The following is a 15,334-nucleotide window of genomic DNA, read 5'->3' as shown; positions in this document are numbered from 1 at the left end:
CGGAGAAGATGAAAGCCAAAATTGGCAGGCAAAAACGCTTTCAAAGGGTCTGCCAACTTTGCGTTGTGGCAACGGCCCTGGGGTTTTCTTGCCTATACGCTTCTCCGACGCAAACACTCGACGCCAACTACATTAAGTCCACCCTAGAAGCCCGATACGGTGAGCGCGCAGGTATGCGCGTCGCCGCCTGGTTTAAGGTACTGGATGAATCGCAGGGCCTGAGTGAACAAGAGAAGATCACCAAGGTAAATAACTTTTTCAATCTGTTTAGGTTTGTCGACGACATCAAGTTGTGGGGCGTCAGTAACTACTGGGCTACACCGATGGAGTTTATCGGTGTAAATGGCGGCGATTGCGAAGATTTCTCCATCGCCAAATATTTCACCCTGCTGCAGCTGGGGGTGCCCGATGACAAGCTACGGATCACTATGGTTAAGGCCACCTCGGTCAATCAGTACCACATGGTATTGGCCTACTATGACACGCCCGGCTCCATCCCCTTGGTATTGGATAACCTGGACAGACAGATTAAACCAGCCACCCAGAGACAAGATCTGATCCCCGTATACAGCTTTAACGGTCGTCAGTTGTGGCTAAACAAAGAGAAAGGTCGTGGTGTGCTGGCAGGCTCATCAGAACGCCTTGAAAAATGGAATGATCTCAAAAATAGATTAGGTGTTGAGCGACTCAAAATGCCTAAGTTAAGATTGGAGTAGCGAAAACAATGACACTGTTTCGACAGATATACTCACTGCTTTTTGGCCTGTTCTTGGTCGTTGTCATCAGCCTGGCTTATGTCCAATTTACCGAGACACAAAGCTTTCTGACCAAGCAGATGGAGTCCGATCTCAATAACACCAGCCACAGCCTGGGGATCATGCTGGTTCCCGATCTGGAAGCGGGCGACATTGTCGGCGCCGAGACGCTGATCAACGTCATCTTCGAAGGCGGCTATTACCAACAGGTGAAGCTCACCTGGCTGGTCGACGGCAAACAACAGGTGTGGGAAAACGACGTTAAGATCGAGGGTGTTCCCCAATGGTTTATCGACCTGGGATTCTTCGAAACCATTAAACGCGAAAGCACTATTACCTCGGGTTGGATCCAGTTAGCCAACCTGGAGATCACCGCCCACCCAGGCTTTGGTTACAACGAGCTATGGCGCACCCTAACCAACGCCATCATAGTCATCTCTATCCTGTTCTTACTCGCCATCATGCTGGCGCGCTTCGGTCTAACCTGGATCCTGAGGCCACTGCATGAGATCGCCGAGCACGCGGCCGAGATCGCCCAGCGCAAGTTTGGCCCTGACATGGCCATTCCAAAGACCTCAGAACTCAAGTCCGTGGTCGAGGCCTTTAACAGCATGTCTCATCAGCTCAAGCAGATCTTCAGCTCACTGGACGAAGAGGTGACTGAGCTGCGTAAGAAGAACCTGGTAGATCAGGTCTCTAAGCTGCCAAACAGACAATATATGATGGGCCGCCTCAACAGCTGGTTAAGCGAACCCAACAATGGCTCGCTAATGATGGCCAAGTTCGACTGGCTCGAAGAGGTACACAGCAAGTATGGTTATCAGGTACGTGATGAGACCATACGCCTGTTGTCCGAGAAGATGCAGGAGCAACTGGACGAGATCGCTCCGTCTGTCATCGCCCGTATCGCCGCCTACGAATTTGCCTTCCTGATCACCAGCGCCGAACAGGAGCAGAGCAGCAAGTATCTGCATACCCTGATCAGAACCGTGAACCAGGAGATCTCTAAGGCGGGCTGTAAGCCTAACGAGCAGTTTGCCATAGGTATCGCCCAGCGCACCGACAACATGACGGTATCGGACATTCTGGCGCAGACAGATAATGCATTGCAGAAGGCGATCGCCGACAACAAGGTGTTCCACTGGTTCGAGAGCAACGAGAAGCAGCTCTACACCCGTGAGCAGTGGCGAGAGCATTTGAGTGCCGCCATCAGCAGCAAGCAGTTCCAGTTCAAGTGGCAGCCTGTCTATCACACCAATAAGGATGAGGTGGTGCAGCGCGAGCTTTACTGTCAGCTCACCATTGGCGATAAAGAGATCCACGCAGGCCAGTTTATGCCCTATGTGGAGCTGCTCTCACTGGGCTCTATGCTGGACAGATGCCTGATCGAGACCATAGTCGATAACGGACTGCTGGAGCGGAATTACGAGCCTATCGCCATCAACCTGACCTTCAACAGTCTGAGCGACACGACCTTCCATCAGTGGCTCAACAAGTTCCTGCGCAATACGCCGCTTGCCCAGCGAATCGTGTTCGACATCCCAGAGGCCGGCGTCTATAGCGATCCCGATGCCTGCCAGGCGCTGTGTAACATCATTCGCGACAATGGCGCTCACTTCGGTATCGACCACTTCGGCCGCCAGTTTGGCTCTATGTCTTACCTGCAAAACCTAAGACCTAGCTACGTCAAGCTGGATCAATCCTTCGCCTACTATGACGAGAACGAGCACAACAGCGAGCTGTGCCGCGCCCTGGTGAACGTCGCCAGAGGCCTGGATATCCAGATCATCGTCACCGGTATTCAGGAGCAGCCGCAACTAGCACGCTTCGAGCCGCTCAAGGCCAACGCCTACATGGGTTATATCTACCCACCCACCCGCGTCGAGCTATAAACGACAAAGCTGCCCACTTGGGCAGCTTTTTTTTACCTTGATGGCGCGTCTTATTCGGTAAAGACAAACATTAGGAAATAACAGACGGGCAAAGAAAAAGCCCCTCGATGACTCGAGGGGCTTATCTAGGATTGGTCGGTGATAGAGGATTCGAACCTCTGACCCTCTGGTCCCAAACCAGATGCGCTACCGGACTGCGCTAATCACCGAAAATCTTTTTTATCAGTCAATGATGCTTGATACATCACTCACTTGGAAACTGGTCGGTGATAGAGGATTCGAACCTCTGACCCTCTGGTCCCAAACCAGATGCGCTACCGGACTGCGCTAATCACCGAAACAAGGGATATTTTACGAGGTGCCGCCTCGCTTCACTATATCAAGGAAAAGAATGACTCGTGAAGTCTATTGCAAGAAGAAGTGGGGTGACTGATGGGACTTGAACCCACGACAACCGGAATCACAATCCGGGGCTCTACCAACTGAGCTACAATCACCACTGATATTGACTTCTTAACGCTAACTTGACCCTCATCCAACTGGTGCACCCAGAAGGATTCGAACCCTCGGCCTCACCCTCCGGAGGGGTGCGCTCTATCCAGCTGAGCTATGGGTGCCTGCCTTGTTAGCGCCGCATATAGTATGGATTATTTTACTGCGCGTCTATAGCAAACACGTATTTTTTTACGCGTTTGCTCAAGTTTTAGCATATTTAAGGTGATATTAAGCTGACAACGTCAAAATAATGACTTGGTGGTGCTGCTTTTTTATGCTATCAATAACCATTACCCCAAATCCTAGCGAAAAAATATAACTACTTGTGATTGGCGGAACCATGTTTAGGGATAAAACAGACCAACATTCACCCCGTGAAGTTGGGCGTTTATATAAAAGGATATCTCGCTTAAAGAGCCTGGCTCGGAAGTACAAGCGTTCTGAGATCGTCCAAAATACGCTATTGGATATCTCCAATCTTGCCGCTCGAGTCGAGCGCGCCGAAGACTTCTATGCTGGTATCCAAACCAATCTCAATCGCCTGCTCCCCGCAGACAACTTCTTCATCGCCATCCTCAACAGAGAAACCAACAAGTTAGGCGTGCCTTTCTTCGTCGATGAGAAGGACCAGCACCCAAGCCAGCTATACCCCAGCGAAGAGTTGTCTACCACGCTCAACAGCGGCCTCACCGGCTATGTGCTGCGCAGCCAGCAGCCTTTGCTGTGCGATGACGACAAGTTTGAGCAGCTGCTTGCCAGTGGCGAGATCGTCAGCCGAGGATCCAGCTGCCATCAGTGGCTAGGGGTCCCAATTTTCAGCAGCGATCAGACCATAGGGGTGATCGCCGTGCAGAGCTACGATGCCAATATCACCTATGGCGAGATAGAGGTCGAGCTGATGACCTTCATCAGCCAGCATATCTCGGGCGTTATCGAGCGGGTACAGTACCAACACAACTTGGAAGCGGCTATCGAGCATAGAACTAAGGAGCTGAGCGTCGCCTACGATAAGCTCAAGCAGGAGGTCACCGAGCGGCGACGGGCGGAAAACCTGCAGAAGTCGCTGTTTGAGATAGCCGAGCTATCCAATGCGACCATTGACCACCAGAGCTTCTATCGCGAGCTACACAGGGTGATCAGCCACCTGCTACCGGCCAACAACTGTTATATCGCCCTGCTGGAAGACAATGGCCGTGAGCTGCATTTTCCCTTTTATGTCTCTCAGCTCAACGTTGGCGCGCCGCAAAGGCGCCCTCTGGCCGATGGTCTGACAGAGTTTATTCTCAAGCATAAGCGACCTTTGCTGCTCGATGGCAGCGATATCAAGGCGCTGATCAAGGCGGGGCAGCTCTACGCCAAGGCGCCGCAGCTCAACTATGCCGAGACCATACATCAGTGGATAGGCGTGCCCCTGTTTATTCAAGGCATAGTCAAGGGCGCACTCACCATCTACAGCTTCACCCCGTCGCAGACCTACCAGGAGAAAGATCTGGATCTGCTCACCTTCGTCTCGCAGCATATCGCCGCGGCGATCGAGCGTAAGCTATCGGCGGAGTCCCTGAAACAGAGCTATGAACAGCTGGAGGAGAAAGTCGCCCAACGCACCCGCGCCCTGGCGATGCTCAACCAGGATCTCGAAAAGGAGATCGCCCAACGCCGCAAGGTCGAGCAGCAGCTGGTACACGATGCCAGCCACGACACCCTGACCGGCCTGCCCAATCGAGCCATGTTCATGGAGCGCCTAGCCCAGGCGGTCAAGCATGTCAGGCGCCACGCCAGAGACAGGTTTGCCCTGCTGTTTATCGACCTCGACCGCTTTAAGCTGATCAACGATACCCTGGGCCATCTGCAGGGTGACCGTTTCCTGATTGAAACCGCCCGTCGCCTCAACCTCTGCATCAGGAGCAACGACACCTTAGGGCGTATCGGCGGCGATGAGTTTGTGATCCTGCTAGACAGCATCAACACCAATAGCGACGCCATCGAGGTGGCCGAGCGTATCTTAGGCGAGCTGAGCGAGCCCTATCAGCTATCGAATCAGAGCTTCACCTCGGGCGCCAGTATTGGCATCGCCTTCAGCGGCCACAGCAGCGGCGACACCAGCGAGTCGCTGTTGAAGGACGCCGACGCCGCCATGTATCAGGCCAAGTCCAACGGCAAGGGCTGCTTCGTCATCTTCGATCACAACACCAGCCATCAGCAAAGCCATGACATCACCCTGGAGATAGAGCTCAGAGAGGCGATCGCCAAACAAGAGTTGGCGCTGCAATATTTCCCCGTGATGGCGTTGGCGACCCAGGAGGTTCTCGCCCTGGAGCCAAGACTCTACTGGCAGCATGAGCAGCTGGGCAAGATCAAACAGGATCAGCTCAGCAATATCGCCGAGCACTGCAACCTGACCAAGGAGCTGGATCTCTACCTCTTCGACCAGCTCAACAGTGACTATGACAAGGTGATGCAGCAGGTCGATGGCAAGGTGCAGCTGCACATCAAACTCGCCAGTCAGCACCTGAAACATAAACATGCGGTGCGCAAGCTGAAGAATCGCATCAAGCAAAGCTACTATAAAGCTGGCGATATTTGGGTATTCTTCAACGAGAAGGCCTTTGTCGCCGACAGCGACAGCCATATTCAGGCGTTCGATCTCCTGGCTAAGCAGGCCATTAACTTAGGCCTGTGCGCCTACGGTAGCGCCCACACGGCACTGAGCAGCCTCAGCTTCCTGCCCTTGAGTGGCCTGAAGCTAGATCCTAGCTATATCAGTCATCTGAATAATCCGCAGCAAAAACGCCTACTTAAGGCACATCAGCTGACCGCTTCGGCGCTCGAGCTGACGCTATTTGTGGAAGGGGTTAAGACAGATCTGCATAGGCAGCAGCTAGTTAGCCTAGGCTTCGATCAGGGTCAGGGCCAGGCCCTGGGTGAGTCTATCGATCCCAGCAAGCTGCCCGAGCCTAGAAAGCGGCCGAGCGGCTGCATCTCCGCCTAATCACCATAGGTGAGTGCCGCCTTAGCAATTTACTTCTTAAGCATATCCCGAATGTTGGCGATGTTGGCCCGGCCCGACTGCACTCTTTGCTGCTCAGACTGAGGCGGCTTACGGTTTTCCCAGATAAGATCGTCCTGGGGCAGCTCCATCAGGAAGCGGCTGGGCTCACAGCGCATCACCTCACCAAACTGGCGCCGCTCACGGCAGATCATGAACCACAGCTCCCTCTGCGCCCGGGTGATCCCCACATAGGCCAGGCGGCGCTCCTCCTCGACGTTGTCTTCATCTATGCTGGTCTGGTGCGGCAAGATGCGCTCCTCCACCCCCACCATGAAGACATAGGGGAACTCCAGGCCCTTAGAGGCGTGCAGTGTCATCAGCTGCACCTGATCGCCCGCCTCGTCTTCGCTGTTACGCTCCATCATGTCTCTCAGGGTCAGACGAGTCACCACTTCCGGCAGCGTCATCCCTTCGTCCAGTTCATCGCCTTCTAACATCTCAGTCACCCAGCGATAGAGCTCGGAGATATTCTTCATCCGCATCTCGGCGGCCTTGGCACTGGTACTGGTCTCGTACAGATAGTCTTCGTAGTTGATGTGGCGGATCAGCTGTTTCACCGCTTCAACCGGTTCGCCGCGGGTCGCCGCCTCGCCGGTATCGACGATAAACTTGCCAAACTGATACAGGGCCGACATGGCCGCCGGCGGCAGATGGTGGTTCAGCTCGCTCTGGAATATCGCCTCGAACATGGAGATATGCTGCTCGTTGGCATAGTTACCCAAGCGCTCAAGGGTTGCAGGGCCGATGCCGCGTTTGGGCAGGTTAACCACCCGCAGAAAGGCGTTATCATCGTCGGGGTTCACCACCAGACGCAGGTAGGCCATGATGTCTTTAATCTCGGCGCGGCCGAAGAAGGAGGTGCCGCCGCTGAGCTTATAGGGGATGCGGTTGGTCATCAGGGCACGCTCCAGCAGGCGCGACTGATGGTTGCCCCGATAGAGGATGGCATAATCGCCAAACTGGGTCTTGCCCACAAACTTATGGCGGATCATCTCGGCCACCACACGCTCGGCCTCCTGTTCCTCGTTAGCGGCGATCAGCACCCGCAGCGGCTCACCATAGGCCAGCTCGCTGAACAGTGACTTGTCGTAGACGTGGGGGTTATTGGCAATCAATATGTTAGCCGCCCGCAAAATACGCTGACTGGAGCGGTAGTTCTGTTCGAGTTTAATCAATTTAAGATTGGGAAAGTCCTTCCCCAAAAGCACTAGGTTTTGCGGCTTGGCCCCACGCCAGGAGTAGATAGATTGATCGTCATCCCCTACCACGGTAAAGCGGGCGCGCTCGCCCACCAACAGTTTAACCAACTCATACTGGCTGGTGTTGGTATCCTGATACTCATCCACCAGCAGATATTGAATGCGTTTCTGCCAGCGCTCGCGTACCTCCTGCTTGTGCCGCAGCAGCAGGGTAGGCAGCAGGATAAGATCGTCGAAATCCAGCGCGTTATAGGCCTTCATATGCTGAGCATATCGCTGGTAGAGCAAGGCAAATAACTGTGACTGCTCGTCTCTGGCAGTTTTGATGGCGCCGTCTGGCGTCATCAGGTCGCCCTTCCAGTTGGAGATGGCCGTCATCAGCATGCGCAGCAGATCTTTATCGCCGTCAAACTCCTTCTCGGTCAGCTCTTTCAGCAGCGCCAGGGTATCCTGATCGTCAAACAGGGAGAAGCCGGGCTTAAGGCCGACCACCTTATATTCGCGCTTGATGATCTCAAGCCCCAGGGTGTGGAAGGTCGAGATCCACAACCCTCTGGCCTCCTTGCGTCCCATCGACTGGGCCACACGCTCCTTCATCTCCCGCGCCGCCTTGTTGGTAAAGGTCACAGCGGCGATATTGCGCGCCTGATAACCACACTTCTGTACCAGATAGGCAATCTTATTGATGATCACACGCGTCTTACCACTGCCCGCGCCGGCAAGAACCAGACAGGGACCAGAGACATAGTGTACAGCATCATTTTGACCGGGATTGAGCTTCATTGACTAACGGCTACCAACTAGAGAATTCGTGAGATCGGCCAGGGATCATACCAGAATCTTCGCCATAGCTCAGACAAAAATATCCAAGCTCTCACCTAAGCTTAAACGTACGCGACCGATAAGCTACCGACGTGAGCCTGCCCTCAACCTGGTGTCAGGCGACCGGTTTTTAGTTGTCATCCCAGTAGGCTTAGGTACAATTCGGGCATAGCATTAAATGGCCAATGGCGGACAGAAAAGATGATTAACCCCAAAAAGATCGAAGAAGTAGCTAAGCAGCTAAGCGATAACCTCCCCAGCGGGCTTAAGCAGTTTGCCGGTGAGTTTGAAGAGAAGAGCAAACAGGTTCTGCAAAACCAGCTGATGAAGCTAGATCTTGTCTCGCGCGAAGAGTTCGATGTGCAGCAACACGTGCTGTTGAAGACCCGCGAGAAACTCGAAGCCCTACAGGCGCAGGTCGATGCCCTGGAAGCCAAACTCAGACAGCAAGACGAGGCTTAAATCGCACTAAGCCGCGTAAGCGACCTCCATCCATGAAAAAGAGCGCCCGGCGCTCTTTTTTGTTGGCTGTTTTATTCTCTTCTTATCACTCGCCTATCACCTCTTACAACATCTGCAATTGCCCCCGTTTTGCCACAATTGGTCATCGCTATGCCCGCCTGTTTGGCGCGACTTATGGTGTAATGGCGCAATACACCCAGACCGTCATTGAGAGGGATTTTTATGTTAAGTCGGTTACCCCTGGCCAACAGCCCACTGAACAAGAAACTGATCTTCATCGCCATCCTCACCCTGGTAGCGATGATCCCCTTAGGCCTCATCGAGAGCCTCACCTCAGACAGGCAGCATCTGTACCACGGCGTGGTCAACGAGATAGGCCGCTCCTGGGGCGAGCAGCAGACCATTGCCGGACCTGCGCTGGTGATCCCCTACACCTATGAGGTGGTGCAGGAGAGCATCAGCGACACGGGCAAGATGACCAAGGCCAGGCACACCTACGACAGCGAACTCGTGGTGCTGCCGGAGCAGCTCAACCTCGCCGTCTCGCTCAAACATAGCTTCCTCTCCCGCGGCATCTTCCGCTCTCTGGTCTATCAGTCTCAGGTCACAGGCTCGGCGCTGTTTCGCCTTGAAGCTTACACCTTACCCAACCTAGTCAACCTGCATCCCGACCAGGCCAGGCTGGTGTTTGGCATCTCCGCCAACCAGGCCATCGACAAGCTCAACCGCTTCGCCGCCAAGGCCGACAAGCAAGCGGCCGCGCCGCAACGACTCATGCCCGGCACCAGACTGGAGCAGCTCAGGGGGCTCGACCGCGGCTTTCATCAGCCGATAGCCCTGAGTCCCGACAGTGAGCAACTCACGGTCAACTTCGATATCAGCCTACGGGGCTCTCAAGGGATCTCTGTGCTGCCCATAGGACAGCAGACTGAGGTTACCCTGTCCGCGGACTGGCCGCATCCAAGCTTTCACGGCCTGCTACCGACCGAGCGACAGATAACCGCCCAGGGCTTCAGCGCCCAGTGGGACGTGAGCCACCTGACCCGCAACTATCCCCAGGTCTTTACCAAGACCCAGGAGGTCAATCTGCAGGAGATCGCGGCTCAGGCCACCCTGTTTGAGCCTGTCACCCACTACGGCAAGATAGAGCGTGCGGTCAAATATGGTCTGCTGTTTATCATGCTCACCAGCACCATGCTGCTGATCTTCGAGCTGGGGCAACAGCAGGTCTTAAGCTCGATTCAGTATCTGCTGGTCGCCAGCGCCATGGCGCTCTTCTATCTGCTGTTGCTCTCCCTGTCGGAGCATATCAGCTTCGGTTACGCCTACCTGCTGGCGGCATCAGTGCCACTGCTGTCTGTCTCGGCCTATATTGCCAGCGTGACCGCCAGTCGCAGGCGCGGCGCCTTCATGGCCATCATCTTGCTGGCGCTCTACAGCGTGCTTTACTCCATCCTGAAGTTGGAAGACTATGCGCTGCTGATGGGCTCTGGCCTGCTGATGATGGTGCTGCTGATCCTCATGTACCTAACTCGTCACCAGATCGAAGCGCCTTCAACCCCACGGCAAGAGTATATAACACCTAAGGCGCTGGCCAGACTAGCCAGCGCCGCCTAAGCGGGTTAGCCTAGCGCTTTTCAATAACCGTATTTTTCAAACAGGAAGTTTTAAGAGCACACCTATGAGATCGAATCCACCCTCCAATCTCTATTTTTCCGTGGTGCTACTCTGGAGCGGCCTGACGCTGATCCCCGCCGCAATCTACTTAGGCGGACTAAGCCTGTTTCCCTGGCTCGAGCTCAGTTCCCTCAAGGCTCAGATACTCTTTGGCTTAACCAGCTCGGGCACGGCGCCCTATGGTGTGCTCACCGTGCTTGCCCTGCTGCTTGTCTGTTATCTGTTGCTGCCACGCAAACAGCTAGTGCCACTGCTGTTTAGCGTCTGCCTCGCCATGGGACTCAGCCTGGGGCTAAATCACTTTCTCAAGCCTTACTTTGGCCACCCCAGACCCAATGTGCAATTCTTGGCGGAGAACCAAGGGCTGTCGCTTAGTGGCTTTTATCAGGCCAGTCAGCCGACGCGACGGGCATTGATGGCACAAGAGGTTGCCAAGCTATCAAAGAAGATCAAGCTATCACAGGAGACCAAGCTATCCCTCTCCCCCAAGATAGCCCAGCATTGGCAAGATGAGGTGGGTTACTCGTTTCCCTCGGGTCACACCCTGTTTGCGGTGACGCTCACCCTAGTCGTCAGCTATTTTTTGTTGGCGGCGCAAAGGTTTTTATTCGCCGCTCTGTTATGCTTATGGGCGCTGGCCATGGGGTTTAGCCGCATGTTACTGGGCATGCACTGGCCTCAGGATGTCTTGGCAGCATCCTTACTCGGCGGCCTTATCGCCCTGCTCGCCTTGCTGATCACCGAGAAATGGCGCGCCATCGGCCAAGGCTAGTGCCTAACTGGGCTAATGTTTAACTGAAACAGTATTTTACTTCCACAAGGGTTTACTCTTACCCGGCGACTGACATGACAAGACTACAACTCGACAAGACCGACATTCAGATCCTCAAGTTACTGCAGGCCCAGGGACGCATAGCCAACCAAGATCTGGCCGCAAGCGTCGGCCTGTCGCCCTCGCCCTGCTCGCGCCGGGTCAAGGCGATGGAGGAGGCGGGTATCATCTCCGGTTACGCCGCCTTAGTCGATGCCCCTTACTTTCAGTTAACCCTGACCGCCTACGTGCAGGTGCGGCTGGAAAAACACACCCAAGCGATACTCGATGCATTCGAGCAGGCCACCGATAACTATGACGAGGTACTCGAATGCGCCCTGCTGACAGGCAGCGACGCCGATTACCAGCTCAAGGTCTTGGTCAGAGACATGGATGCCTTCAAACATTTCCTACTGGAGAAGCTCACCAGCAATCCGCATATCGCCGGCATACGCTCAAGCTTCGTGCTCAAACAGGTCAAGAGCCGCACCGCCATTCCCCTGCCGGAACTCGGCATTCAAGAGGATAAAGCTTGATAAATCACACAAATTCTCATTTTTTTGGCCGCGCAATCCTATCGCGTCGACGCCTGCCTCAACGGGGCCACCGCAATAATTTCGTCAATAAAGCCAATTAGCGAAATTAGTTTCCAACAGATAGCCATAAGGCGCGATAACAACAAAGACTTAACCTTGAAATGCGCCATTTACCACCCTTGACCGACTATAATAAAGGACTATGATGCGCCCTCTTTAACACTGAGGTAGGGATAGATGAGCGCAAAAGATTTAGGGCATTTCAGCTCACGCATAGGCTTTATCATGGCGGCTGCTGGCTCGGCCGTCGGTGTCGGTAACATCTGGGGATTTCCCACTCAGGCGGCAACCCATGGTGGCGGCGCCTTCCTCTTGGTGTATCTGGTGCTCATCTTCCTGCTGGGTTACCCCATGCTGGTCGCCGAACTCATGATTGGCCGCCACGGCCAGACCAACCCTGCCGATGCCATGGCCAAGCTGGGCAGCAGCAAGCTGAGTCGCAACCTGGGCAAGACCATAGGCTTCGCCTCTATCATTACCGCCACCCTGATCTGCACCTTCTACAGCATCCTATCTGGCTGGTTTGTCAGCTTCACCCTGGCGCCAATCGCCAGGCTAGTGGGAATGCAAGAGATTGCCCTTTGGTTAACCAGCTTCTCGCTGGAGCGTAATCTACTCTTTACCCTAATCTTTATCCTCTTGGTGGTCTTAGTGATCCGCCAGGGAGTACAGCAGGGGATCGAGGCTTGGTCCAAGCGACTGATGCCGCTGCTGTTGGCAATCTTGATATTGGGCGTCGCCTATATTCTGACTCAACCCGATGCGAGCCAGGGGCTAAACGCCCTGCTGGTGCCGGATTTCGGCCGCATTTGGGAACCTCAGGTGCTTATCGGCGCCTTGGGCCAGACCTTTTTCTCACTCACCGTGGGTACAGGCGCCATGATGGTCTACGGCGCCTACCTGAATCGGCAGGAAAACCTGGCCAAGCTGACTGCCTACGTCACCCTGACCGACACCAGCGTCGCCTTCCTCGCCGCCTTGATGATCATACCCGCCATGTATGTGGCCCAACACAACGGCGTTCAGATCTTCGCCGCCGATGGTAGCCTGCTCAATGCAGATACCTTGGTGTTCACCGTACTGCCGGCGCTGTTCGATAGCTTGGGCGGCTTAGCTGGGCAGCTGATCGCCATCGTCTTCTTCATCCTGATGACCATAGCCGGACTGACATCGGCCATCTCGATCGTGGAAGTGCCCACCAGCTATATGGTGGAGAAGACAGAGATTCAGCGTCACAGCGCCACCTATCTGGTGGGCGGTGGCATCGCCCTGCTGGCGACTATCATGGTGTTTAATTTCGATGCCCTGTTCGTGTTAGTTATTACCCTGACCACGGAGCGTGCCCAGCCCTTTATCGCCTTAGGTATCGCCCTGTTCACTGGCTGGGTATGGCATAGACACAGCCTGCTTAAGGCGATCGCCGCCCAGGAAGGCGCCAAGCTCGACGGCCTCTTCTGGCGCATCTGGCCTGTGTACGTGAAATATGTTTGCCCAGTGCTGATCCTCGCCATCATATTGCAGCTGCTGACCGCCTAAGGCTGAGTGCTCATCTCGACCTGAGGTGAGCATAAAAGGTCGGTCTAAAGCTCAGATACGCAAAAGCCTAGTCATTGGGATATGACTAGGCTTTTTATTTGGGCAACCACCAATGGCCGGGGAGCCAGCCCTAGGTATATTGCTTGATGATCATCTCGACCACAGTTTGGGTTATCTCATCGAGCTTGGCCTGGCTCGGCAGAGGCTCACCCTGGATCAACTGAGGCCAGAAGCAGTAGGCCTTGATCACCGCGGTAAACTGAACCACCAAGATCTCGCTATCCTTCGCCTTTAACGCACCGGCGGCGATTGCCTGATTGAACCAGTTCGCCAGTGGCGACTCCTGCTTACTAAACTCCGACATGGCGTCTTGAATCAGCTCCGGCTTGTGAATCGCCTCGGCAATAATCACCCTGGCCGTATCGATAAAGCCCTTAGCACTTAACAGCTTAATCTCGTGCTGCACCAATTGGGTCAACTGTGAAGCCAGGCTCTCCTCGGCGCTGAAGGGTAAAGATTCGAAGGCGCACAGCATCTCCATCATCTCGAGCATGATGGCACTAAACAACGCCTCTTTGCTGGGGAAATGGTTGTACACGGTGCGCTTGGACACATCGGCACGTTTGGCAATGTCATCCATACTCGCTAGGCTAAATCCCTTATTTTGAAACTCCACACTGGCTGCCTCGACGATGGCCGCGCGTTTCAGCTCCGAGCGAGTTAATTTTTTCTCTATCATTTTAAATAACTTATTAGGTTTACCTTGGCGAATTGCAATTATTTTACACTTATTAGTTTACTTTTTAAACTAAGATTATGTAAACTACACTGACTAGTTTACATCTGGTGATTGCAATGAAACGCAAATATCTCATCTCACTTGGCATTATACTCGGAGGCGGCATGCTGACATCTAACCTAATCAACTCCTCTTCGGCGCCGCAAGCCCTGGCTTCAGGTGATCAACTTGCCAGCAAAGAGCCTGCCGCACACCACAGGTCAGATGGCGGCTTTCAAAATACCGCCGCCAATCTCACCGAGAACAGCGGCATGGGCGCCATCCTGATGCGTTACCTGACCGAGACGCGAGTCGATGCCAGTCCTTCGAAGGCAATCCCCTTGATAACCCTGACCCGCGATGGCATCGCCGCGCTGCCTGACGCTCAGGACAGCGTGATCCGCCTGGGCCACTCGAGCATCTTACTCAAGATAGCGGGCCAAACCTGGTTGATCGATCCCGTTTTTAGCGACCGGGCCTCGCCCTTTAGCTTTATCGGCCCTAAACGCTTCCACCAACCACCGATCGCCCTCGAGCAGCTTCCCGAGATCGATGGCGTGTTGATCAGCCACGACCATTACGATCACCTGGACGAAAAGAGCATCAAGCGACTCCACCACAAGGTGAAACGTTTCATCGTCCCTCTGGGCGTGGAGCAACATCTGCTTCGCTGGGGCGTCGCCAAAGATAAGGTGCAACCGCTGGATTGGTGGCAGAGCGTAACGCTTGGCGAACTCAGCATCACGGCAACGCCGACCCAGCACTTTTCCGGCCGAGGACTATGGGACAAGAACCAGACCCTCTGGGCCAGCTATGTCATTCAATCTGACAAGAGCAAGCTGTACTTCAGCGGCGACTCGGGCTACTTCGACGGCTTCAAGGCCATAGGCGAGCGGTTCGGCCCCTTCGATCTCACCATGATAGAGACGGGCGCCTATGACAAAGACTGGCCCAGCATTCATATGACGCCGGAGCAGAGCCTGCAGGCCCACCTGGATCTGGGTGGACGTCAAATGATGCCGATCCACAATGGCACCTTCGACCTGGCCTTTCACAGCTGGTACGAGCCACTGGAACGCATCGCCGCCCTGGCCGCCGATGCAAACACACAGCTGGTCACGCCAATCGTGGGACAGGCACTGGATATTCACAACGCGCCCGAAAGCGTCGCCTGGTGGCGGGAGGAACGGCTCAACTTAGCGCTAAACGAATAATCTTCTGCCCTTGAGGCTCGCCACTCGCTTGGCATCAAGGGCTGATTT

11 protein-coding genes and 4 tRNA genes are annotated in these 15,334 nt (G+C 54.5%); 9 read left to right on the top strand and 6 right to left on the bottom strand.

Features of this window, described 5'->3' with window-relative positions; translation table 11 throughout:
• Positions 1-8: 8 nt before the first annotated feature.
• Entirely contained in the window at positions 9-716 is a 708-nt protein-coding gene (locus tag K0J45_RS01595; protein WP_011864114.1) for a transglutaminase-like cysteine peptidase, read from the top strand.
• A gap of 8 nt (positions 717-724) precedes the next feature.
• Positions 725-2,647 carry a bifunctional diguanylate cyclase/phosphodiesterase gene (locus tag K0J45_RS01590; protein WP_011864113.1) on the top strand — a complete coding sequence of 641 codons (1,923 nt, stop codon included), beginning with the start codon at positions 725-727 and terminating at the stop codon, positions 2,645-2,647.
• Positions 2,648-2,779: 132 nt separating this feature from the next.
• Here the strand turns inward: K0J45_RS01590 and K0J45_RS01585 are convergent.
• From K0J45_RS01585 to K0J45_RS01570, 4 genes are all read right to left on the bottom strand, one after another.
• A tRNA-Pro gene (locus K0J45_RS01585) sits at positions 2,780-2,856 on the bottom strand.
• Positions 2,857-2,907: 51 nt separating this feature from the next.
• Positions 2,908-2,984: transfer RNA gene (locus K0J45_RS01580), tRNA-Pro, on the bottom strand.
• A gap of 84 nt (positions 2,985-3,068) precedes the next feature.
• A tRNA-His gene (locus tag K0J45_RS01575) sits at positions 3,069-3,144 on the bottom strand.
• A 43-nt stretch (positions 3,145-3,187) separates the two neighbouring features.
• Positions 3,188-3,264 (bottom strand) — tRNA-Arg (locus K0J45_RS01570).
• Between the two features lie 218 nt (positions 3,265-3,482).
• On the opposite strand from K0J45_RS01570, the gene K0J45_RS01565 reads away from it, so the two are divergent.
• A complete protein-coding gene (locus K0J45_RS01565) occupies positions 3,483-6,131 on the top strand; it encodes a sensor domain-containing diguanylate cyclase (RefSeq protein WP_220043970.1) in 2,649 nt (882 codons plus the stop codon).
• A 29-nt stretch (positions 6,132-6,160) separates the two neighbouring features.
• On the opposite strand, the gene rep is transcribed toward K0J45_RS01565, so the two are convergent.
• Positions 6,161-8,173 (bottom strand): DNA helicase Rep, encoded by a 2,013-nt coding sequence (gene rep / locus K0J45_RS01560; RefSeq protein WP_144203838.1) that lies wholly within the window; start codon positions 8,171-8,173, stop codon positions 6,161-6,163.
• A 240-nt stretch (positions 8,174-8,413) separates the two neighbouring features.
• Between rep and ubiK the strand changes: the two genes are divergently transcribed.
• From ubiK to K0J45_RS01535, 5 genes are all read left to right on the top strand, one after another.
• Positions 8,414-8,674 carry a ubiquinone biosynthesis accessory factor UbiK gene (gene ubiK, locus K0J45_RS01555; RefSeq protein ID WP_011864110.1) on the top strand — a complete coding sequence of 87 codons (261 nt, stop codon included), beginning with the start codon at positions 8,414-8,416 and terminating at the stop codon, positions 8,672-8,674.
• A 222-nt stretch (positions 8,675-8,896) separates the two neighbouring features.
• The gene (gene creD, locus K0J45_RS01550; RefSeq protein WP_220043969.1) at positions 8,897-10,291 is read left to right on the top strand and encodes a cell envelope integrity protein CreD; all 1,395 of its coding nucleotides are present in this window, start codon (positions 8,897-8,899) and stop codon (positions 10,289-10,291) included.
• A 64-nt stretch (positions 10,292-10,355) separates the two neighbouring features.
• Entirely contained in the window at positions 10,356-11,123 is a 768-nt protein-coding gene (locus tag K0J45_RS01545) for a phosphatase PAP2 family protein (protein ID WP_220043968.1), read from the top strand.
• A 74-nt stretch (positions 11,124-11,197) separates the two neighbouring features.
• The gene (locus K0J45_RS01540) at positions 11,198-11,698 is read left to right on the top strand and encodes an Lrp/AsnC family transcriptional regulator (RefSeq protein ID WP_220043967.1); all 501 of its coding nucleotides are present in this window, start codon (positions 11,198-11,200) and stop codon (positions 11,696-11,698) included.
• A 237-nt stretch (positions 11,699-11,935) separates the two neighbouring features.
• A complete protein-coding gene (locus K0J45_RS01535) occupies positions 11,936-13,294 on the top strand; it encodes a sodium-dependent transporter (RefSeq protein WP_220043966.1) in 1,359 nt (452 codons plus the stop codon).
• A 130-nt stretch (positions 13,295-13,424) separates the two neighbouring features.
• Here the strand turns inward: K0J45_RS01535 and K0J45_RS01530 are convergent, their stop codons facing one another.
• Entirely contained in the window at positions 13,425-14,033 is a 609-nt protein-coding gene (locus K0J45_RS01530) for a TetR/AcrR family transcriptional regulator (RefSeq protein ID WP_011864105.1), read from the bottom strand.
• Positions 14,034-14,197: 164 nt separating this feature from the next.
• Between K0J45_RS01530 and K0J45_RS01525 the strand changes: the two genes are divergently transcribed.
• Positions 14,198-15,286: an MBL fold metallo-hydrolase gene (locus K0J45_RS01525; protein WP_220043965.1), complete on the top strand. Its 1,089-nt coding sequence runs from the start codon at positions 14,198-14,200 to the stop codon at positions 15,284-15,286.
• The last annotated feature ends 48 nt before the right edge of the window (positions 15,287-15,334 follow it).

The organism is Shewanella alkalitolerans, assembly GCF_019457575.1.
Classification (GTDB): domain Bacteria; phylum Pseudomonadota; class Gammaproteobacteria; order Enterobacterales; family Shewanellaceae; genus Shewanella; species Shewanella loihica.
Note: the sequence above shows the minus strand (reverse complement) of the source record. Positions and strands in the feature narration are given on the sequence as shown.